Here is a 20523-nt window from a genome sequence, read left to right on the forward strand (position 1 = left end):
CCATGGTCAGGCCACGTCATCCTGCTGCATCTGAGCCACCCGCCTGGCCTCGCTGCGGCGCATGAAGTACCACGCCAGCAGCGTCGCCAACGAGACGGTCAGAATGATCAGCGTGGCCAACGCATTGATCTTGGGCGAGACGCCCATGCGCACAGAGGAGAACACCACCATGGGCAGCGTATTGGCTCCCGGGCCCGATACGAAGCTGGCGATCACCAGGTCATCCAGCGACAGCGTGAACGCCAGCAGCCAGCCTGCCGCCAGGGCAGGCGCAATGACCGGCAGCGTCACGCTGAAGAATGTCTTGACCGGCGGCGAGCCAAGGTCCATGGCCGCCTCTTCGATGGAACGATCCAGTTCCCGGAGACGCGCCGACACCACCACCGCCACATAGGCACTGCAGAACGTGGTGTGGGCAATCCATATCGTCGCCATCCCTCGGTCCGCGGGCCAGCCAATCAGTTGCGCCATCTGCACGAACAGCAGCAGCAGGGAAAGCCCGGTGATCACTTCGGGCATGACCAGTGGTGCCGTCACCATGCTGGAGAGCGCCGTCTTGCCCCGAAAGTGCCCGTAGCGAGTCATCACGAAAGCCGCCACCGTACCCAGGCACACCGCCATGCTGGCAGCGAAAAAGGCGATCTTGAGACTGGTCCATACCGCCGAGAGAATCTGCCGATCCCGGAACAGCTCGCCGTACCAGTGGGTCGAGAAGCCCGCCCACACCGTCACCAGGCGCGATGAGTTGAACGAGTAGAACACCAGCACGAACATCGGCAGATAGAGAAACAGCAGGCCAAGCACCAGCATCACCGTGGTAAAGCTGGGGCGCCGAGAGGACGTCATCATTGTTCGAGCTCCCGTGACTGGTAACGGTGAAACCAGACGATGGGGATCAACAACAGCAACAGCATGACCATCGCCAACGCCGCAGCCACCGGCCAGTCACGATTCAGGAAGAACTCTTCCCAAAGCACCTTGCCGATCATCAGGGTGTCAGGCCCTCCCAACAGCTCGGGGATCACGAACTCACCCACCGCAGGAATGAACACCAGCATGGAACCCGCTACGATGCCTCCCATGGAAAGCGGCAAGGTGACTTTCAGGAAGGTATTCACTTTACGCGACCCCAGGTCTGAGGCCGCTTCCAACAGTGACGTATCCAGACGCGTCAGATGGGCATACAGCGGCAGCACCATGAACGGCAGGTAGGCATACACGATACCCACGACGACCGCAAACTGGGTATTCATCATGCGTAGCGGCGAGTCGATGAGGCCGATGCTCAGCAGCAGATTGTTGATCAGGCCATTGTTGCTGAGTATGCCCATCCACGCATACACGCGGATCAGAAACGACGTCCAGGAGGGCAGCATCACCAGCAGCAGCAGAATCAACTGCCAGCGCCCCGGGGCACGGGCCATGGCATAGGCCATGGGATAACCGAGCAGCAAGCACACCACCGTGGCGGTAAATGCCGTCTTGATGGAGCCCCAGTAAGCCGCGACATACAGCGAGTCGGTCAGCAGAAACAGATAGTTGCCGACATTCAGAAAGATACTCAGGGTTTGATCGGCATACTCGACCAGCGGCCCGTAGGGAGGAATGGCAATCGCCCCTTCGGCAAGGCTGATCTTGAGCACCAACGCAAAGGGCAGCAAAAAGAACAGCGTGAGCCACACCAGCGGGAATGCGATTACCGCACGCCGCCCCAGCTGTAGACGCTTGATCATGCCGGTAAAGCCAGATGGCATCATGGTAGGCAATCTCCTTCAAGAGACCGAATCATCAGCGATTCAGCACGATAGCGCTGTGATCTTCCCAATAAACGTACACGCTATCCTCCCAGGTGGGACGATCACCGCGCCGCTCCGTGTTGGCCATGCTCACCTTGATCAACTTGCCCGAGGCCGTACGCACGTAATACAGCGAATACCCCCCCAGATAGGCAATGTCGTCCACCTTGCCGGCCTCCCAGTTGTACTCACCGACAGGCTGTTCACGGGTCAGCCAGATTTTCTCGGGCCGCAGGGCTGCCCATACTCGACGGTCCACCGCCTGGGTGGTGATCCCGTGGTCGAGATAGATCGGCCGTGAAAGCGCAGGGCTGGCGATGCGGCAATGATCCGCCGCGTCTTCGATGATCTCCCCTTCGAACAGGTTCACGGTACCGACGAATTCCGCCACCATGCGACTGGCGGGGCTTTCGTAAATATCGACCGGAGAGCCCACCTGCTCGATCCAGCCATCGGCCATGATCGCCACGCGGTCCGCCATGGTCATGGCTTCTTCCTGATCGTGGGTCACCATGATGCAGGTAACGCCTACCTGTTCGATGATCTCGACCACTTCCAGCTGCATTTCCGTGCGCAGCTTCTTGTCGAGAGCGCCCATGGGCTCGTCCAGCAGCAAGAGCTTCGGCCGTTTGGCCAGTGAGCGCGCCAAGGCCACCCGCTGGCGCTGGCCGCCAGAAAGCTGATGCGGCTTGCGCTTGGCAAAGCGTTCCATATGCACCAGTTTCAGCATCTGGGCTACCCGCGCCTCGATTTCCGCCTTGGGCAGCTTGTCCTGCTTCAACCCGAAGGCGATGTTCTGCGCCACCGTCATATGCGGAAAGAGCGCATAGGATTGAAACATCATGTTGATCGGGCGCTTGTGCGGCGGCATGTCGGTAATGTTTTCGCCACTCAGCAGGATGCGGCCCTCGCTCGGCGTCTCGAAGCCCGCCAGCATGCGCAGCAGGGTCGACTTGCCAGACCCCGAGCCCCCCAACAGGGCGAAGATTTCGCCGCGTTTGACCTGCAAATTCACGTCATCCACCGCCAGCGCGTCATCGAAGCGCTTGCTCAGGCGTTTGACTTCCAACACGATATCCTCGGCAAAACGGGGTGCCTTTCCCTGTGGTCTCATCGACGGGGGAATGGCAGATGACGAGGATGAAGTGTCGTTCGACAGGGGCGTAGTGACCATTCGCCACTCCCATCAAAAGGCCCGAGAAGCCGGGCGATAAAAGACGAACAGCGAGCCAGGCAACTGCCCGGCTCGCTGTCAGACAAGGGTCGGTTTAGCGACCAGACTTGACGCGGTTCCAGATACGAGTGCGCGCACGCAGCACGTCCTGCGGCTTTTCCGCCTGAACGTACAGGTTCTGCATGACGTCTGCATTCGGGTAAACCGCAGGGTCATTCAGCAGCTCCTCGGACAGGAACTCGTTAGCGGCCAGGTTGGGGTTGGCGTAGCTGACGTACTCGCTGATCTCGGCGGCAATTTCCGGGTCGAGAATAAAATTGATGAACGCATGAGCGTTCTCGGGGTTAGGCGCATCGGCAGGCACGGCCATCATGTCGAACCACAGCGCAGCGCCTTCCTTCGGGATGCTGTAAGCGATGGTGAATTCGCGACCTGCTTCTTCAGCTCGGTCTGCTGCCTGGAACACGTCTCCCGAGTAGCCTGCGGCGACACAGATCTCACCATTGGCCAGGTCAGAGATATAGCGCGAGGAGTGGAAGTAAGTGACATGGTTGCGCACGGCCGCGATCACTTGGCCAGCGGCTTCGATGTCATCCAGGTTCTCGCTCAGCGGGTCGCCGCCCGAGTAAGCAATGGCAGGCGAGAGCATTTCGTCCGCCGAGTCCATCATGGAGATACCGCAACCGGCCGCATGCAGAGCCGCGGTAATTTCAGGGTCGAAGAGCAGTGCCCAGCTATCTACCGGGGCATCGTCGCCGAGAATTTCCTTCACTCGCTCGACATTGTAGCCAATGCCATTGGTGCCCCACATGTAGGGGATGGAGTACTGGCTGCCCTCGTCGATGGCTTCCAGGTTGGCCATCAACTCCGGATTGAGGTTTTCGAAATTGGGCAGTTGCTCGTGATCGAGCGGCTGGAACACACCTGCCCTGGCCTGACGAGTAAAGTAGTAGTTGGAGGGCACGACGACATCGTAGCCCGAGCGGCCAGACAGCAGCGCCGCATCGAGGATCTCGTTACTGTCGTAGACATCGTAGGTCACGGAGATACCGGTGCGCTCGGTGAATTTCTCCAGCGTTTCCGGCGCAATGTAGTCGGACCAGTTGTATACCCGCACTTCATTGGCGTGGGCAGCGGTGGCCGCTACGGCAAAAGCGATTGCCGTAACGGCCACTGAACGTTTTGGGATATTCCCCATCTAGCTACTCCTTATCTCGAAAGTCCACTTGTCTTGAAAGTGCCCGTCGAACAGGCGCACCGAGCTTGGCAACGGTTAGCGCTGACGCCGATACCTCTTTGACTCATTTGCCGCTGCTGAGAAACAGCTTAGGCCATTCTCCTGACCGTGCGAATTTTGCGGCGCAGCGACGTCCATCGCAAGTCCAAGTGAAAAATTCTTGCATTACCCTGTTGGTGACCCCACATCCAAGGGCGCAGGCAAGCTATAGACCCTGGCTATTGGCAATATCATTTTTTCCAATTTTAGCTATTAGTCGCAGTTCGCTAGTATGGCCAGCAACTTTTCCAACCACCATTCACTCACAGCGGAGATGTTTTCAATGTCTTTGATCAATACCGAAGTAAAACCGTTTAAAGCGACTGCTTACCTGAACGGCGAGTTCGTTGACGTTACTGAAGCGGATCTGAAAGGTCAGTGGTCAGTGTTCTTCTTCTACCCCGCTGACTTCACCTTCGTATGCCCCACGGAGCTTGGTGATCTGGCCGACAACTACGAAGAGTTCAAGAAGCTGGGCGTCGAGATCTACAGCGTCTCCACCGACACCCACTTCACCCACAAGGCCTGGCACGACAGCTCCGAGACCATTGGTAAGCTGCAGTACCCGATGATTGCCGATCCGACCCTGCAAATTTCACGCAACTTCGAAGTACTGATCGAAGAAGCTGGCCTGGCCGAGCGCGGCACTTTCGTTGTCGACCCCGACGGCAAGATCCAGATCGTCGAAATCAACGCGGGCAACATCGGCCGTAACGCCGAAGAGCTGCTGCGCAAGGTCAAGGCTGCCCAGTACGTTCGCGCCAACCCGAACGAAGTGTGCCCGGCCAAATGGAAAGAAGGCGAAGAGACCTTGGCCCCGTCTCTGGACCTCGTAGGCAAGATCTAAACGCCTACCGCTGCCGACCCGGCGCGTGTCGGTCGGCAGCATCACACCCGGGCATGTCCCGGGTGTCTTTTTTTCAGCACCCTGTTAATGCATCCCTGTTTTCCCACACGCTTGCTCCTTATCGCATACCCAAGGCTGGCGTGCCTGGTCGAGAACGTTCTACTGCTGACTACGAGGAACCACTGTCATGCTGGACGCCAATTTAAAGAATCAATTGAAAGCGTATCTGGAAAAAGTGACTCAGCCCTTCGAGATCGTTGCGTCCCTCGATGACGGTGCCAAGTCACGCGAGCTGCTGGGCCTGCTGGAAGACATCAGCAGCCTGAGCACTCAGATCACCCTCAAAACCGACGGCCAGGATGCGCGCAAGCCCTCCTTTGCTCTCAACCGTGCCGGTGAAGAGACAGGTGTCGTGTTTGCGGGCATTCCCATGGGCCACGAATTCACGTCGCTGGTACTGGCGTTGCTGCAGGTCGGTGGACACCCGCCCAAAACGTCGCAAGAGCAGCTCGATCAGATCAAGGCGCTGGACAGCGAGATGCTGTTCGAGACCTACTACTCGCTCTCCTGCCAGAACTGCCCGGACGTCGTCCAGGCGCTGAACCTGATGGCCATCTTCAACCCCAAGGTGCGCCACGTCGCCATCGACGGCGCCCTGTTCCAGGAGGAAGTCGAGGCCCGCGAAATCATGTCGGTGCCCAGCATCTACCTCAACGGCAAGCCCTTCGACCAGGGTCGCATGACGCTGGAGCAGATCCTGGCCAAGGTGGATACCGGTGCAGCCGAGCGTGAAGCCAAGAAACTGAATGACAAGGCAGCCTTCGACACGCTGGTCATCGGCGGCGGCCCGGCGGGCGCCTCGGCGGCTATCTACTCTGCGCGCAAGGGCATCAATACCGGCGTTGCCGCCGAGCGCTTCGGTGGTCAGGTGGCCGATACCATGGGGATCGAGAACTTCATCTCCGTGACCCATACCGAAGGTCCCAAGCTGGTCAGCGCCCTGGAAGAGCACGTCAAGCAGTACGAAGTGGACGTCATGAACCTGCAGCGTGCCACCGCCTTCAAAGCAGCAGAAACCGAAGGTGGCCTGCACGAAGTGACCTTCGAATCCGGCGCCAAGCTGAAAAGCAAGACCCTGGTACTGGCCACCGGTGCCCGCTGGCGTGAAATGAACGTGCCCGGCGAGCAAGAGTACCGCAACAAAGGTGTTGCCTACTGCCCCCACTGCGACGGCCCGCTGTTCAAAGGCAAGCGTGTCGCGGTGATTGGTGGCGGTAACTCCGGCGTTGAAGCCGCTATCGACTTGGCTGGCATCGTCGGCCACGTAACGCTGGTTGAGTTTATGGGTGAAATGCGCGCCGACGCGGTACTGCAGAAGAAGCTGAAGAGCCTGCCTAACGTCGACATCGTGCTAAATGCCCAAACCACCGAAGTGACCGGCGACGGCAGCCGCGTTAACGGCCTGACTTACAAAGACCGCAACACCGATGAAGTGAAGAGCATCGCGTTGGAAGGCATCTTTGTACAGATTGGCCTGGTGCCTAACACCGAGTGGCTGAAAGGCTCGCCAATTGAAATGTCACCCCGTGGCGAGATCATCGTCGATGCCCACGGTATGACCTCGGTGCCCGGCGTGTTCGCCGCTGGCGATGTCACCACCGTGCCCTACAAGCAGATCATTATTGCGATGGGTGAAGGTGCCAAAGCGTCACTGGGTGCCTTCGATTATCTGATTCGTAACTAATCTGCTAGATGACTGGCTGATAGGGCGGCAGCGCCGCCCTACTGAGTTCGTTCCCTTTGACGTGAAGACCGTGACGTCGCGCCCGCCTCCCTGCGGGCTTTTTTTATGTGCGAGCGCTACACACCGGGCACGCCGGGTCTCTTGGCACCTGAAAATGGCGCCACTGGCCGCTTAAGCCATCAAACGTAGATAACCCCTGATGTGCACTCCCTGCGCCGCTTAGCAGCTTAAATGCCTCTACCGCCTGGAAGCAGCCAATTAGCCCCACTAGCGGGGCCATGACACCGCTCTCTGCACAGCTCAGCGCCTCATCCTCACTATCCCCTGGCGGGTATAAACAGGCGTAGCAGGGACACGCGTCATCACGCGGGTCAAACACCGCCAACTGGCCCGAAAAACGAATCGCCGCGCCGGAAATCAGCGGTACGCCTGCCTGTTGGGAGGCGGCATTGATGGCATAGCGGCTGGAAAAACGGTCGGTGCAGTCCAACACCACATCGGCCGAGGCCACCAGGGCGGTGAGCGCTTCACCTTCTGCATGCTGCTCAAAGACCACAACGTGGCACTCTGGGTTAAGCGCCTGCATGCTCTCCTTCGCGGAGCGCGCTTTGTTCACCCCCAGGCTTGCCTGCTGATGGGCAATTTGGCGCTGCAGATTGGTTAGCTCGACATGGTCAGCATCGGCGATGGTAATGTTTCCTACACCAGCCGCCGCCAGATAGAGCGCCACCGGCGAGCCCAGCCCACCGGCACCGATAATCAGCGCATGGGCAGCGTGCAAGCGCTCCTGCCCTTCAATGTCCACCTCAGGCAGCATGATTTGGCGGCTATAGCGCAGCAGCGCCTGATCGTCCATCATCGCGTTACTTATCCTCAAATTCCTCAAAGTCGGGGATGTGCAGGCTGAAGCTCTCCTTCACCTCCTCCATCACCACGTAGCTTTTCGACTCTTTCACGCCCGGTAATGTCAGCACCACATCGCCTAATAGCTGACGATACGCGGCCATCTCAGGAATGCGGCACTTCAAGATGTAGTCAAACTGCCCAGAGACCAGATGGCACTCCTGAATCTGCGGCAGCTTCTCCACCGCGCGGCGGAACTCGTCGAATACGGCGGGCGACTGGGTTTCCAGGCTAATTTCAACAAACACCAGTAAATTCGCCTTGAGCGCTCTGGGGTCAAGAATGGCTTGGTAGCCGCGGATAATGCCCGCACGCTCCAAGCGCTTCACCCGCTCTAGGCAAGGGGTTGTGGATAAACCAACTTCAGAGGCAAGGTCTACATAGGAAATGCGTGCGTTCTCTTGCAGGCAACGCAAAATTTTCAGGTCGATACGGTCCAGCGTTCTATTTTTTGGTTTCATGGCAGGATCCAATACTGATGAATCAGGCAGTTATTCGAGGTACCCCAGGGTAACCCGTTCATGGCCGCCCATGTCTTGCACGCTTTCAACGCTTTGATAGCCCGCCAGCTTTAGCGCTTGGCGCACACTGGGAGCCTGCTGATAGCCGTGCTCCAGCACCAGCCAGCCGCCGGGCGAGAGAAATGCCTGCGCGGTGGTAATCAAGTGCAGCAGATCCGCCATACCATCGGCCTCGGCCACCAGCGCCGAGCGTGGCTCAAAGCGCACATCGCCTTGGCCCAAATGCGGGTCATCGGCGGCAATATAGGGCGGATTACTAACAATAATCTCAAATGTTGAACCAGGTGAGGACGCACTAGGAGAAGAAAGCGTGAAAGCGCTGAACCAATCGCTGACCAGGAACGTAGCGTTAGTGATATTAAGTGTACGGGCATTGTCAGCCGCCAGCGCCACCGCCTCTGGGCGAACATCCACCCCGACCACCTGCCAATCCGGCTTTTCACTGGCAAAGGCCAGCGCGATGGCCCCGGTGCCCGTACCCAGGTCAAGCAGCCTGCCGGTTGGCGTGCCTGCTCGCGCTAGCGCGGCCTCTACCAGGGTTTCGGTATCGGGACGGGGAATCAGCGTCGTGGGAGAGGTAGCCAGCGGCAGCCCCCAAAACTCACGCTCTCCGGTTAAATAGGCCACCGGCTGGCCCTGGGCGCGGGCGGCAATTAGCGCGTCAAAGCGGGCATGCTCCCAAGTCGGGCATTCGCTATCGCCCCAGGTATAGAGCCATGTGCGGCTGCGGCCAGTAGCGAACTCCATCAGCACCTCGGCATCTACGCGAGGCGACGGCGAGCCTGCCAGCTGCAGCCGCTGGGCAGCGTTCTTCAGCAAAGCGTCGAACGTCATTAAGCGTCCTGCAGCGCCGAAAGCTGTTCCGCTTGGTACTCATGAATCAGCGGCTCGATCACGTCGTCCAACTGCTCGCCGCTCACTACTTCGGTCAGCTTATACAGCGTCAGGTTAATGCGGTGATCGGTAATGCGCCCCTGAGGGAAGTTGTAAGTGCGGATACGCTCACTGCGGTCACCAGACCCTACCAGCGAGCGGCGGGCATCGGCCTGCTCCTGGCGCTGGGAATCCACCGCGTTGCGCTTGAGCTTGGCGGCCAGCAGCGACATCGCTTTGGCGCGGTTCTTGTGCTGGCTTCGCTCTTCCTGACACTCCACCACCACGCCGGTAGGCAGGTGGGTAATACGGATCGCGGAATCTGTGGTGTTAACGTGCTGACCACCGGCACCGCTTGAACGGTAGGTATCAACCCGCAAATCCGCAGGGTTAATATCAATATCCCCCACCTCATCCACTTCAGGCATCACCGCAACGGTACAAGCGGAGGTGTGGATTCGGCCCTGGGATTCGGTCGCCGGTACGCGCTGTACCCGATGAGCGCCAGACTCGAACTTGAGGCGGGCATAGACGCCGTCGCCCTTCACGCGGGAAATGACTTCTTTATAACCGCCCTGCTCGCCGTGGCTAGCGCTAACAATTTCTACGCGCCAGCCGCGCTTTTCCGCATAGCGGGAGTACATGCGGAAGAGATCACCCGCAAAGATGGCCGCTTCATCACCACCCGTGCCCGCGCGCACTTCCAAGAAGACACCGCGACCGTCGTCCGGGTCTTTCGGAATCAGCAGGCGCTTGAGCTCAACGTCGAGAGTCTCCAACTGCTCGCGACCATCGAGGATTTCCATCTCCGCCAACTCGCGCATCTCCGGGTCACTGTCGCGGCTTAGCTGCTCGGCTTCGGCAATGCTGTTTTCCACCTCAAGGTAGCGCTTCCAGGCGGCGACCAGTTCTTCCAGCTCCGAGTACTCGCGAGAGTAGTCGCGAAAGCGCTGCTGATTGTTGATCACCTCAGGATCGGACAGCAGCATGGCCAGCTCTTCAAACCGGTCGGAGAAGCTGTCTAAACGTTGACGCAAAGTCTCTTTCATGCGGGCGTATCATCCTTCTGGCGTTTTACCGGGGGCGCAGGCTGCTCAAAGGCGGGCTTCGGCGGTAGCAGCAGGCGCGGCGCGGCGCTAAGCAAATCGTGGTTTTCCTGAGAGGCCGCTTCGCGAATGGTGAGCGTTGGCTGATGCATTAGGCGGCTGGCTAGCTGATGCGCTAGGCGCTCAACCACTTTTACCGGGTCTTCGCCTTTTGCCAAACGCTCAAGCGCCTGCTCCCGCGCTTGATCGCGCAGCGCTTCGCCATGACGACGATAATTTCGAATCACTTCGCCGCCATTGCGAATGCGGCGCTCATGCTGCCAGCTGCCGACGCCGTGTTCAATCAGCGACTCGGCCTGGTCGGCAGCCACTTGGCGATGGCGGCGATTCTCTTCGATGACCTCTTCCAAGTCATCCACGGTATAGAGAAACACATCGGCCAGCTCACCCACCTGTGGCTCGATATCCCGCGGTACGGCGATATCGACCATAAACACGGGACGATGGCGACGCTTCTTCAGGGCACGCTCGACCATCCCCTTGCCCAGAATCGGCAGCGGGGAAGCCGTGGACGAGATCACGATATCGGCATGCTCCAGTGCATCCGGAATCTCGGGCAGGGTGATGGCCGACCCGCCCAGCGCCGCAGACACCTGTTCGGCACGCTCCCGGGTACGGTTGGCCACGGTGAGCTGACGCACGCCCGCCTCATGCAGATGGCGCGCCACCAACTCGATGGTTTCTCCGGCACCGATCAAAAGCGCCCGTGCACGACTGAAATCATCGAAGATACGGCTGGCCATGCTGACCGCCGCGTAAGCCACCGACACGGGGTTCTTGCCGATACCCGTTTCGGTGCGCACCTGCTTGGCCACGGCGAAGGTGTGCTGAAAAAGACGCTCCAGCTCGCCACCCAGGCCCTTGGCCTGACGCGCTTGCTGATAAGCATCTTTTAACTGGCCCAGTATTTGCGGCTCACCCAACACCATGGAGTCCAACCCCACAGCCACGCGCATCAAATGACGAGCAGCGTCGTTGTCGTGGTAGTGGTAGGCGCAGCGGGAGAGCTCTTCAACGCGTAAATTATGAAAACGACCCAGCCAGTCCAGCACAATCTGCTCACCGGCGGCATCCGTCACACAGTAGAGTTCCGTGCGATTACACGTCGAAAGCACCGCAGCTTCGTGGATATGTGGCAGGCCACGCAGTTCAGCCAACGCGCTTTCCAGCTGCGTCGGCGTAAAGGCCACCTGCTCACGCACGGCCACGCTGGCAGTACGATGATTAATTCCCAAGGCAAGAAGCGTCATGCGGTCTGCGTCTTCGCTAGTAGATCGGTCGTCACGTCACTGTTCGTCGTTATCGCTTGGAGAGGAGCCGAACAAGGCAGCTTTAACGGGTGAATTGTGCTGACTCGGCCCGCTTTCAAGGTGGAACATTCTATCACAACACTGCATGTTCTGGCGCACACCACTTTGCCGCAGGCAGCCAAGCCGCTATGCTGAATACTCGGCCACTTGATCGAGATACGCATGCCCCACCGCGCAATACTTCCGGGTTTGTCCCGAGCACTATCGGGTCTCCCTCTGTTACCGCTGGCCGCGACGCTGCTGTTGAGCGGCTGTCAGCTGTCCTCCACGCTTCCAGATCGCGGGTTCATGAGCGCTAGCCGCGACCCCATGCTGACGGCCCCGCCGGTCACACGCGGCCTGGATGCGGCAGGGCTCAGCACGCTGCTGGCCGCCGAGCTGGCTGGCCAGCGCGGCGACTATCGTTATGCAAGCCGTGGCTACCTGGAAGCCGCCCAGCGCTACAGCGCGCCCGGGCTGGCCGAGCGTGCCACCTTTGCAGCACGCTTTGGCAACGACGCCGCGTTGATGGAAGCATCTGCGCTACGCTGGCGCGAGCTGTCGCCCACCGCGGAAACGCCCAATCGGCTGCTGGCCGCCCTGTCACTGCAGCGCGGTGACTGGCTGGACAGCCTGGAACAGCGGCTGGTGATTGCCGAATCGGGCGGCTACGGCGACATATCGAGTTTCGCCGAGCTTGCGGTGGCAGAAGAAGCGCCGCTCAATGTCCTGGTACAGCCGTTACGCACCTATCTGGCGCAACCGGTTGCTGCCGAGCGCGACTCCTACAGCGATGTGCTGCTGGGCACCGCGCTCATCGAAGCCGCCCTGGGCGAGACACAAACCGCTCAGCAGCACCTCGACCTGGTCGAGCAGCGCGAGCCCGAGTCCGCAGCACTGTGGCTGGCCAAGGCACGCCTGGCGCTGGAAAGCGGCGACCACCGCGCAGCTCAGCGGGCGGCCCAGCAAGGGCTGAGCCTGTCACCCGATGACGTGCGCTTCATTCTCATGCTGGCCCAGGCCGAAATCCGCCTCAACAACATTACCGCCGCCGAAACCCAGACCAACGCCCTGCTGGAAACCCACGGCGGCAATCAGGAACTGCGCATCGCCCTGGCTCAGCTCTATCTCGAAGAGGGCCACAGTGAGCCCGCCTATCGGCTGCTGCAGCCTCTGATCGGCCAGGACAGAATTCCCAATATTGCCTACTTTCTGCTGGGCGCCATTGCACAATCTCAGGGCGATATCGACAACGCCCTGCTCTATTACCGCCAGGTGCGCGATGGCACCGAGTTCCTGCCTGCGCGAGCAGCCGCCGCTCGCATGCTGATCGACGACGACCGCCTGCTGGACGCGCGCGCCTTCCTACGCATCGAGCGCATGCGCCACGACACCTACTTTGGCGATCTGGTACTGCTCGAAGTGCAGCTGCTGGACGATCTCGCCATGGAGCAAGAGGCAAGCGCCCTGCTGGACCGAGAAATCACCCGCACGCCCGACGACACGCGACTGCTGTACCTGCGTGCCATGCGTGGTTGGGAGATGGGCGACCTGGCAGCCATGGAGCGCGACCTGCAGCAGATCCTGCTCACCGAGCCCAACAACCCCGATGCCCTGAATGCGCTGGGCTATACCCTGGCCGACCTGAACATCACCGAGCGCCTGGAAGAAGCCCGGGACCTGATCGAGCGCGCCTATGAAGTCGATCCCGACAACCCGGCCATCATGGATAGCCTGGGCTGGGTATACTTCCGACTGGGCAAACTGGATGACGCCCTGGCGTGGCTGGAAAGCGCCTATTCGCGACTCCCCGATCAGGAAGTATCCGCCCACTTGGCCGAAGTGCTGCATGCCTTGGGGCGCAGCGACGAAGCGCGTCAAGCCATCGCCCGAGCCATGCGGCGTGCCGACCATCACCCCCAAATAGACGAACTGCTGGAACGGCATCCTGAACTAACGCCCGCCAGCACGCCCTAATAGTGCACTCTTCTGGATCCAGACCCTACTGACATGGAGCTTCTAATGTTGACTACGTCATTTCCCTCTGCTCGTCCGACACGCCGCCGCTTGCCTGGTGTACTGCCCACTACTCGCCTATGGGTGGCCGCCCTCGCCCTCTTGACCCTGGCAGGCTGTGCCAGCCAGGCGCCAGTCGACGAAAGCGGTCGCCAGGCAGGCCAGTGGGAACGCCAGCAGGCGCAGGTCGAAGACTTCGACAGCTGGACGCTGGTGGGCAAAGCGGGCTTGCGCACCCCCCAGGAAAACATCAGTGCCAACCTCGACTGGAACCAGACACCGTTCTACTTCCGGATGCTGATCAGCGGTCCCTTTGGCGGCGGACGCAGCGTACTGGAAGGCCGCGAGGGTCGCTTCTCACTGACCACCAGTGAAGGCCGTTTTGAAGCAGAAACCCCGGAAGCCTTAATGGAAGAGCAGCTTGGCTGGTCGTTGCCAGTGCGCGCCATGCCTGACTGGGTGCGCGGCCTGCCCGGCGACCACGCCAGCTACCAGCTCGAAACTGACGAACTCGGCTTCCCGAGCCACCTTCAACAAGACGGCTGGGAAATTGACTACCGTGACTGGGAGCAGGCTGAAGGTATGTGGCTACCGCGCCGCTTGGTCATGAACTACGGCGATGTACGCATTACCCTGGTAGTTAATCAGTGGCAGGCCTCCGAATAGAGCGCTCGGGCTGGCAAGCGCCGGCCCTCTTTCATACGTTTAGCCAATAGAGAACCGGCATGCCCGCAACACCCCGCACACTCACTCTACCCGCCCCAGCCAAGTTAAACCGCATGCTGCATATTGTGGGCCGCCGTCAAGACGGCTACCACGAACTGCAGACGCTGTTTCAGATTATCGACCTCTGCGATTATCTAAGCTTCAACCTGCGCCAAGACGGCGTTATCGAACTGACCACATCGATGGATGGTGTAGCGCACGATGACAACCTTATTGTGCGTGCAGCAAAGCGGTTGCAGCAGGCCAGCGGCACCCACCTTGGTGCTTCTATATCAATTGAGAAGCACCTGCCCATGGGCGGCGGCCTGGGTGGCGGCAGCTCCAACGCGGCCACCGTACTTAAAGGACTCAATCAGCTCTGGCAGCTTGGGCTCAGCGATGCCACCCTAGCAGAGCTGGGCTTAGCGCTAGGTGCCGATGTACCCGTCTTCGTTTTAGGCAAAAGCGCCTGGGCCGAAGGCGTGGGCGAGAAATTAACGCCCGCGACCCTCGACACCCCGTGGTTTGTGGTCATCCACCCAGGCATTAGCGTCTCAACCCCCGCAATCTTCCAAGACCCGGAATTGACACGCGACAGCCTCCCCATTACTATGGCGCGCGCACTGCAGGGGGGAGTGGCCGAGTGGCGTAATGACTGCGAAGCTACCGTCAAAAAACGCTACCCGCGTATCGCGGAAGCACTTGACTGGCTCGCGCAGCACGCACCTAGTCGGCTGACGGGCACTGGCGCCTGTTTGTTTGCAGCTTTTGAGTCACAAGAGGCTGCGCAAACGGTGGCTGAACTGGCTAATCAGCGCTGGCAAGCATGGGTCGCGCGCGGACTTAACACCTCTCCCCTACAAGATGCTCTGGGCTGCTGAAAGCGCCCGGTCATCGCATTAGGTTATTGCTGGGGTATCGCCAAGTGGTAAGGCACCGGTTTTTGGTATCGGCATTCCCAGGTTCGAATCCTGGTACCCCAGCCAATTCTAATGTTGATCTGCGTTTTCTCCCCTGATCCCCAACACTGCAAAGGTGGCTGCGCGTGTCAAAATTGATGGTTTTCACCGGGAACGCCAATCCCGAACTCGCTCAAAAGATTGCCGAGAGCTTAGACAGCCGTATGGGTAACGCCACGGTGGGTCAATTTAGCGACGGCGAAATCGCGGTCGAGATCAATGAGAACGTGCGTGGTAAGGATGTCTTCATCCTGCAATCCACCTGTGCCCCCACGAACGACAACCTGATGGAACTGATCCTGATGGTCGACGCTCTGCGTCGCGCCTCGGCTGCCCGTATTACGGCAGTGGTTCCCTACTTTGGTTATGCCCGCCAGGACCGTCGTGTACGCTCCGCCCGCGTTCCCATCTCAGCAAAAGTTGTGGCGGATATGATGGTGAAAGCAGGCGTTGATCGCGTAATGACCATGGACCTGCACGCCGACCAAATTCAAGGTTTCTTCGACGTACCGGTTGATAACGTGTACGGCTCACCGATCCTGCTGGACGACATCGAGCGTCAAAACTACGACGATCTCGTGGTTGTTTCCCCCGATGTTGGCGGCGTTGTGCGTGCCCGTGCCATCGCCAAACAGCTGAATGCTGATTTGGCTATCATTGACAAGCGTCGCCCCCAGGCCAACCAGGCGCAGGTGATGCACATTATCGGTGAAATCGAAGGCCGCACTTGTGTGGTCGTCGATGACATGATTGATACCGCTGGCACACTGTGTAAAGCCGGTGAAGCGCTGAAAGACCACGGCGCTGCGCGCGTCGTCGCGTATGCTACGCATCCGATTTTGTCCGGCCCTGCGGTCGACAACATCACCAACTCTGTACTGGACGAGGTTGTCGTGACCGACACCATTCCGCTCGCCGACCATGCGCGTCGTAGCGGAAAGATTCGCCAGTTGAGCGTTGCTGGCTTGATTGCGGAAGCGATTCGCCGCGTCAGCAACGAAGAATCCGTCAGCGCGATGTTCCACTAACGCCTGACGTTATAAGCCCCCAACTGGGGCCCTGGAAACGTCGTCGTCTGGTCGCGGACGGCGGCGTTTCCTTACTTAAACCAAGAGGCAAATTCCATGTCTGATTTTATCCTGCAAGCCAGCGTTCGTAACGACCTGGGGAAAGGTGCGAGCCGCCGCCTGCGTCGTGCGAACCAACAAGTACCGGCCGTTGTATACGGTGGTGAGAAAGGCGCTCAGTCTATCTCTGTAGAAAAAACTGCGTTCTACAAAGCGATTGAAGACGAGGCCTTCTTCTCCTCTGTCATCAAACTGGTGATCGACGGTAAAGAAGAGCAAGTGGTTGTTCGTGACCTGCAACGTCACCCGTTCAAGCCGCTGCTGACCCACGCTGACTTCCTGCGTGTTGATGCTACTCACGAAATCACCATGAACGTGCCGCTGCACGTGGTGAACGAAGAGAAGTGTGTAGGTATCAAAGACCAAGGCGGCGAACTGCACGTCCTGGCTAACGAAGTCGCCATCAGCTGCTTGCCGAAAGACCTTCCGGACTTCCTGGAAGTGGACATCAGCAACGTTGAGCTGGGTACTACCCTGCACCTGTCTGACCTGACCCTGCCGGCTGGCGTCACTTCTGTTGACCTGGCCCACGGTGAAGAGCACGACAACGCCATTCTGAGCATCACCAAAGTGAAAGTACGTGGCGGTGACGAAGAAGAAGGCGAAGGCGACGCAGAAGCCAGCGCCGAGTAAGCCTTGCTAAAGGTGCTGCCAGCGTATGCTGACCAGTGCCGCCTGGGCCATGCCCGCATGGCCCAAGGATGTTAAAATCAAGCGCTTCGGCGCTTGATTTTTTTTTGCAGCGTGGCGCTACCCTGCTTATCTGCAAAGCAGCTGCCAGTGAGTCAACGACATATCTTCCAGAACCGTTGGAGGTGGGTAAATGAGCCAGGTAACGGCCATTATAGGACTGGGCAACCCAGGCGCAGAATACGACGCCACCCGCCATAATGCGGGCTTTTGGCTAGTGGACGCCATTGCACACAGCGCCCACACCGAACTGCGTCCTGAGAAAAAGTTTTTAGGGCTATACGCCAAAGCCCGCGTGGGTGACCATGAGCTGCACCTGCTCAACCCCACCACCTTCATGAACCGCAGCGGCGCTGCGGTGGCTGCGCTGACCCAGTTCTTCAAGCTCACTCCAGAGAACCTGCTGGTCGCTCACGATGAGCTTGACCTCCCCCCTGGGCAGTCACGCTATAAAACCGGCGGCGGGCACGGCGGCCACAACGGGCTGCGGGATATTATCAGCGCCCTTGGCAACCAAAATCAGTTTCATCGGCTGCGGATTGGCATCGGCCATCCCGGCGAGGCGCGCCAAGTAGTGAACTATGTACTAGGCCGCCCTGGCAAAGCCGAGCAAGAAGCCATTGAGCGCTCGTTGGATGAGTGCCTAGCCACGCTTCCGCTTGCGCTTTCCGGCGACTGGGCTAAAGCCATGAACCGCCTACATAGCGTAAAATAGCAGCACGTTTTCAGCACATATTCCCTACGCGTTACGCACGCGCTTTTTTTCACACTTGGCAGGCGCTTTATTGGTAGCGCCGCCCTAGCGGCCAGGAAGTTACTTATGGGCTTTAACTGCGGTATTGTCGGCCTACCCAACGTAGGCAAATCCACGCTGTTCAATGCGTTGACGAAGTCAGGGATTGATGCAGAGAACTTCCCGTTCTGCACCATCGAACCCAACGTTGGCATCGTCCCGATGCCAGACCCACGCCTGGATGCGCTAGCGGCCATCGTAAAGCCTGAGAAAGTGCTGCCCACCACCATGGAGTTTGTGGATATCGCAGGCCTCGTGGCGGGTGCCTCCAAAGGTGAAGGCCTGGGCAATAAGTTCCTGGCCAACATTCGTGAAACCCAAGCCATTGCCCACGTGGTGCGCTGCTTCGATAACGACAACGTGATCCACGTCGCCAACCAAGTAGATCCCCGCGCCGACATCGAGACCATCAATCTTGAGCTCGCCTTGGCCGACCTAGACACCGTCGAGAAAGCCAGCCAGCGCCTACTGCGCTCAGTGAAAGGCGGTGATAAAGACGCCATTGCCACCAAAGCCGTGCTGGACAAAATCCTGCCGCATCTTGCCGAAGGCCAGCCGCTGCGCAGCTTTGGCCTGGATGACGACGAAAAACGTCAGGTAAAAAGCTTTGGCTTTTTGACCCTCAAGCCCACTATGTACATTGCTAACGTCAATGAAGATGGCTTTGAGAACAACCCCTACCTGGATATCGTCAAAGAGATCGCCGCCGAAGAAGGTGCAGTCGTCGTACCGGTGTGCAACCAGTTAGAAGCCGAAATTGCCGAGCTCGAAGACGAAGAGCGCAGCATGTTCCTCTCCGAAATGGGCATGGAAGAGCCGGGCTTAGACCGCGTAATTCGCGCGGGCTACGCCCTGCTTGGCCTGCAAACCTACTTCACCGCCGGTGTGAAAGAGGTGCGCGCCTGGACCGTGAAACAGGGCGCTAGCGCACCCGAGGCCGCCGGTGTGATTCACACCGATTTCCAGAAAGGCTTTATCCGCGCTGAAGTCATCGCCTATGACGACTACATCACGCTGGGCGGCGAGCAAGGTGCCAAAGATAACGGCAAATGGCGCTTGGAAGGTAAAGACTACATCGTCAAAGATGGCGACGTGATCCACTTCCGCTTCAATGTATAAGCGAGAAAAGAAACAAATGCTTGACGGGCGGCGTACCCCTGGGTAATATTCGCACCCGTTGAACGGCTACGTAGCTCAGCTGGTTAGAGCACATCACTCATAATGATGGGGTCCCCTGTTCAAATCAGGGCGTAGCCACCAACACCGAATACCGCTAGCAATAGCAGAAGCCCGCTGACTCAGTCAGCGGGCTTTTTCGTTTCTAGACTTTTCTTGGTTAGCTCAGGAGAGCGTCGGGCGGTTCAGGAACACCGTCAGCGCCCGCGTCAGGTAATCCACATCTCGCGTACCGGACGTTTCACGAATCGAGTGCATCGCCCACTGGGGCAACCCGACGTCGATAGTCGGCACGCCCACTTCCGTGGCGGTAATCGGCCCTATGGTGCTGCCACAGCCCATATCCGCCCGTGTGACGAACGACTGTACGGGCACATCTGCTTCGCGACACACGTCCCGGAACAGCGCGCCGGTGACGCTATTGGTAGCGTAGCGCTGGCTGGCGTTCACCTTGATCACCGGGCCGCCGTTAATGGCCGGACCGTGGCGTTCATCGTGTTTGTCGCGGAAGTTTGGATGCAGCGCGTGGGCGTTATCGCAGGAAATCATCAGCGACGATTGAATCAGCTGGATCAACGACTCCTCGCTGCCACCGCCCACCTGGGCATTCAAGCGTTTCAGCACGTCGCTCAAGAACGGCCCCTGGGCACCGCACGCGCTGGCACTACCCACCTCCTCATGGTCATTCGCCACCAGCAGCGCGCCCTGGCTACCATCGCTTTCCAGCAGCGCTTCCAGGCCCACGAAGCACGACAGTAGGTTATCCAGCCGCGCGCTGGCCAGCAGCTCCTTGCGCAGCCCGACCAGTGATGGCGGCTGAACGTCGTAAAAACCCAACTCGAAATCCACCACCTCGACCGCGCGTAGGCCATGCTGCTCTTCCAGCCACTGCCCCAGCAGTTCGTGCAGCTTGGCGGTATCGCTCTGCATCAGCACCGGCGCCATCTGTGTTTGCGGATTGATCGAGCGCCCCGCATTTACATCGCGGTCCATATGGATCGCCAAGCTCGGAATCATCGCAATCGGACGCGCCACGTTGAGCAGCACGCTCTCCAAGCGACCATCGGCATGGCGCACGTGAACGCGGCCCGCCAAGCCCAAATCTCGGTCAAACCAGGGGGCCAACAGCACGCCGCCGTAAACCTGCACGCCCAACTGCAGCCAACCTGCTGAATATTGGGTGGCGTTGGGCTTCAAGCGCAGCCCTGGACTATCGGTGTGAGCACCCAGCATGCGCAGGCTGGTCACCTTGCCAGCGGGCAGCTGAAACGCGATCACCGACGAGTCGTTGCGCGTCACGTAGTAACGCTTTCCTGGCGACAACTGCCAGTTCGCGGTCTCTTCCAGGCGCGCAAAGCCCGCCTGCTCCAAACGCTCGACCATGCGTTGAGTCGCATGCCATGGCGTGGGCGACTGCTGCAGAAAATCGCACAGCCGCGTTAAACGTTCCGCGTTGAAAGCCTCGGACATGGAATTCCTCATAACAGTAATGATTGAGTCTCACAGGGGAAATGACCTGCTACAATGC

General features: G+C 59.2%; 19 protein-coding genes and 2 tRNA genes. 11 read left to right on the top strand and 10 right to left on the bottom strand.

Annotated elements, in window-relative coordinates; translation table 11 throughout:
- Positions 1 to 6 precede the first annotated feature (6 nt).
- From RVM26_RS09010 to RVM26_RS09025, 4 genes are all read right to left on the bottom strand, one after another.
- Positions 7 to 849, bottom strand: coding sequence for an ABC transporter permease subunit (locus RVM26_RS09010; protein WP_016914418.1), 843 nt, complete (start codon positions 847 to 849; stop codon positions 7 to 9).
- Entirely contained in the window at positions 846 to 1757 is a 912-nt protein-coding gene (locus RVM26_RS09015) for an ABC transporter permease subunit (RefSeq protein ID WP_100731924.1), read from the bottom strand. Before RVM26_RS09015 ends, RVM26_RS09010 begins: the two co-directional genes overlap by 4 nt.
- A gap of 31 nt (positions 1758 to 1788) precedes the next feature.
- Positions 1789 to 2970, bottom strand: coding sequence for an ABC transporter ATP-binding protein (locus RVM26_RS09020; RefSeq protein ID WP_498941681.1), 1182 nt, complete (start codon positions 2968 to 2970; stop codon positions 1789 to 1791).
- A gap of 94 nt (positions 2971 to 3064) precedes the next feature.
- Entirely contained in the window at positions 3065 to 4168 is a 1104-nt protein-coding gene (locus tag RVM26_RS09025) for a polyamine ABC transporter substrate-binding protein (protein ID WP_498941682.1), read from the bottom strand.
- Positions 4169 to 4529: 361 nt separating this feature from the next.
- Here RVM26_RS09025 and ahpC point away from each other — a divergent pair, with 361 nt between their 5' ends.
- Both ahpC and ahpF read left to right on the top strand, forming a co-directional pair.
- Positions 4530 to 5093 (top strand): alkyl hydroperoxide reductase subunit C, encoded by a 564-nt coding sequence (gene ahpC / locus RVM26_RS09030; RefSeq protein ID WP_081137576.1) that lies wholly within the window; start codon positions 4530 to 4532, stop codon positions 5091 to 5093.
- A gap of 187 nt (positions 5094 to 5280) precedes the next feature.
- A complete protein-coding gene (gene ahpF, locus RVM26_RS09035) occupies positions 5281 to 6837 on the top strand; it encodes an alkyl hydroperoxide reductase subunit F (protein WP_498941683.1) in 1557 nt (518 codons plus the stop codon).
- 103 nt (positions 6838 to 6940) lie between these two features.
- Here ahpF and RVM26_RS09040 read toward each other — a convergent pair whose 3' ends face one another.
- From RVM26_RS09040 to hemA, 5 genes are read right to left on the bottom strand one after another with little or no spacing between them, the layout of a single operon-like run.
- Positions 6941 to 7696, bottom strand: coding sequence for a HesA/MoeB/ThiF family protein (locus tag RVM26_RS09040; protein WP_044628220.1), 756 nt, complete (start codon positions 7694 to 7696; stop codon positions 6941 to 6943).
- 4 nt (positions 7697 to 7700) lie between these two features.
- On the bottom strand, positions 7701 to 8201 hold the full coding sequence (locus tag RVM26_RS09045) for an Lrp/AsnC ligand binding domain-containing protein (RefSeq protein ID WP_044628221.1): 501 nt from the start codon (positions 8199 to 8201) through the stop codon (positions 7701 to 7703).
- Between the two features lie 30 nt (positions 8202 to 8231).
- The gene (gene prmC, locus RVM26_RS09050; RefSeq protein WP_498941684.1) at positions 8232 to 9095 is read right to left on the bottom strand and encodes a HemK/PrmC family methyltransferase; all 864 of its coding nucleotides are present in this window, start codon (positions 9093 to 9095) and stop codon (positions 8232 to 8234) included.
- Entirely contained in the window at positions 9095 to 10183 is a 1089-nt protein-coding gene (gene prfA / locus RVM26_RS09055) for a peptide chain release factor 1 (RefSeq protein ID WP_058577618.1), read from the bottom strand. Before prfA ends, prmC begins: the two co-directional genes overlap by 1 nt.
- Positions 10180 to 11490: a glutamyl-tRNA reductase gene (hemA, locus tag RVM26_RS09060; protein ID WP_498941685.1), complete on the bottom strand. Its 1311-nt coding sequence runs from the start codon at positions 11488 to 11490 to the stop codon at positions 10180 to 10182. Before hemA ends, prfA begins: the two co-directional genes overlap by 4 nt.
- A gap of 348 nt (positions 11491 to 11838) precedes the next feature.
- On the opposite strand from hemA, the gene RVM26_RS09065 reads away from it, so the two are divergent.
- The 9 genes from RVM26_RS09065 to RVM26_RS09105 all read left to right on the top strand — a co-directional run bounded on the left by RVM26_RS09065 (position 11839) and on the right by RVM26_RS09105 (position 19079).
- Complete coding sequence (locus RVM26_RS09065) at positions 11839 to 13506, top strand: tetratricopeptide repeat protein (RefSeq protein ID WP_498941686.1); 1668 nt, start codon at positions 11839 to 11841, stop codon at positions 13504 to 13506.
- A gap of 45 nt (positions 13507 to 13551) precedes the next feature.
- On the top strand, positions 13552 to 14211 hold the full coding sequence (gene lolB, locus RVM26_RS09070) for an outer membrane lipoprotein LolB (RefSeq protein ID WP_498941687.1): 660 nt from the start codon (positions 13552 to 13554) through the stop codon (positions 14209 to 14211).
- 59 nt (positions 14212 to 14270) lie between these two features.
- The gene (gene ispE, locus RVM26_RS09075; RefSeq protein WP_058577614.1) at positions 14271 to 15131 is read left to right on the top strand and encodes a 4-(cytidine 5'-diphospho)-2-C-methyl-D-erythritol kinase; all 861 of its coding nucleotides are present in this window, start codon (positions 14271 to 14273) and stop codon (positions 15129 to 15131) included.
- A gap of 30 nt (positions 15132 to 15161) precedes the next feature.
- Positions 15162 to 15236 (top strand) — tRNA-Gln (locus RVM26_RS09080).
- A gap of 59 nt (positions 15237 to 15295) precedes the next feature.
- Positions 15296 to 16237, top strand: coding sequence for a ribose-phosphate pyrophosphokinase (locus RVM26_RS09085; RefSeq protein WP_172416021.1), 942 nt, complete (start codon positions 15296 to 15298; stop codon positions 16235 to 16237).
- Between the two features lie 96 nt (positions 16238 to 16333).
- On the top strand, positions 16334 to 16969 hold the full coding sequence (locus tag RVM26_RS09090) for a 50S ribosomal protein L25/general stress protein Ctc (protein ID WP_498941688.1): 636 nt from the start codon (positions 16334 to 16336) through the stop codon (positions 16967 to 16969).
- 190 nt (positions 16970 to 17159) lie between these two features.
- Positions 17160 to 17741, top strand: coding sequence for an aminoacyl-tRNA hydrolase (gene pth, locus RVM26_RS09095; protein WP_498941689.1), 582 nt, complete (start codon positions 17160 to 17162; stop codon positions 17739 to 17741).
- Positions 17742 to 17846: 105 nt separating this feature from the next.
- Positions 17847 to 18938 carry a redox-regulated ATPase YchF gene (gene ychF / locus RVM26_RS09100; RefSeq protein ID WP_058577613.1) on the top strand — a complete coding sequence of 364 codons (1092 nt, stop codon included), beginning with the start codon at positions 17847 to 17849 and terminating at the stop codon, positions 18936 to 18938.
- Positions 18939 to 19002: 64 nt separating this feature from the next.
- A tRNA-Met gene (locus tag RVM26_RS09105) sits at positions 19003 to 19079 on the top strand.
- A gap of 81 nt (positions 19080 to 19160) precedes the next feature.
- On the opposite strand, the gene RVM26_RS09110 is transcribed toward RVM26_RS09105, so the two are convergent.
- Complete coding sequence (locus tag RVM26_RS09110; RefSeq protein ID WP_286702145.1) at positions 19161 to 20465, bottom strand: M18 family aminopeptidase; 1305 nt, start codon at positions 20463 to 20465, stop codon at positions 19161 to 19163.
- Positions 20466 to 20523: the final 58 nt, after the last annotated feature.

Origin of the sequence: Halomonas sp. KM072, from assembly GCF_050710315.1 — a bacterium.
Lineage (GTDB): Bacteria > Pseudomonadota > Gammaproteobacteria > Pseudomonadales > Halomonadaceae > Vreelandella > Vreelandella hamiltonii.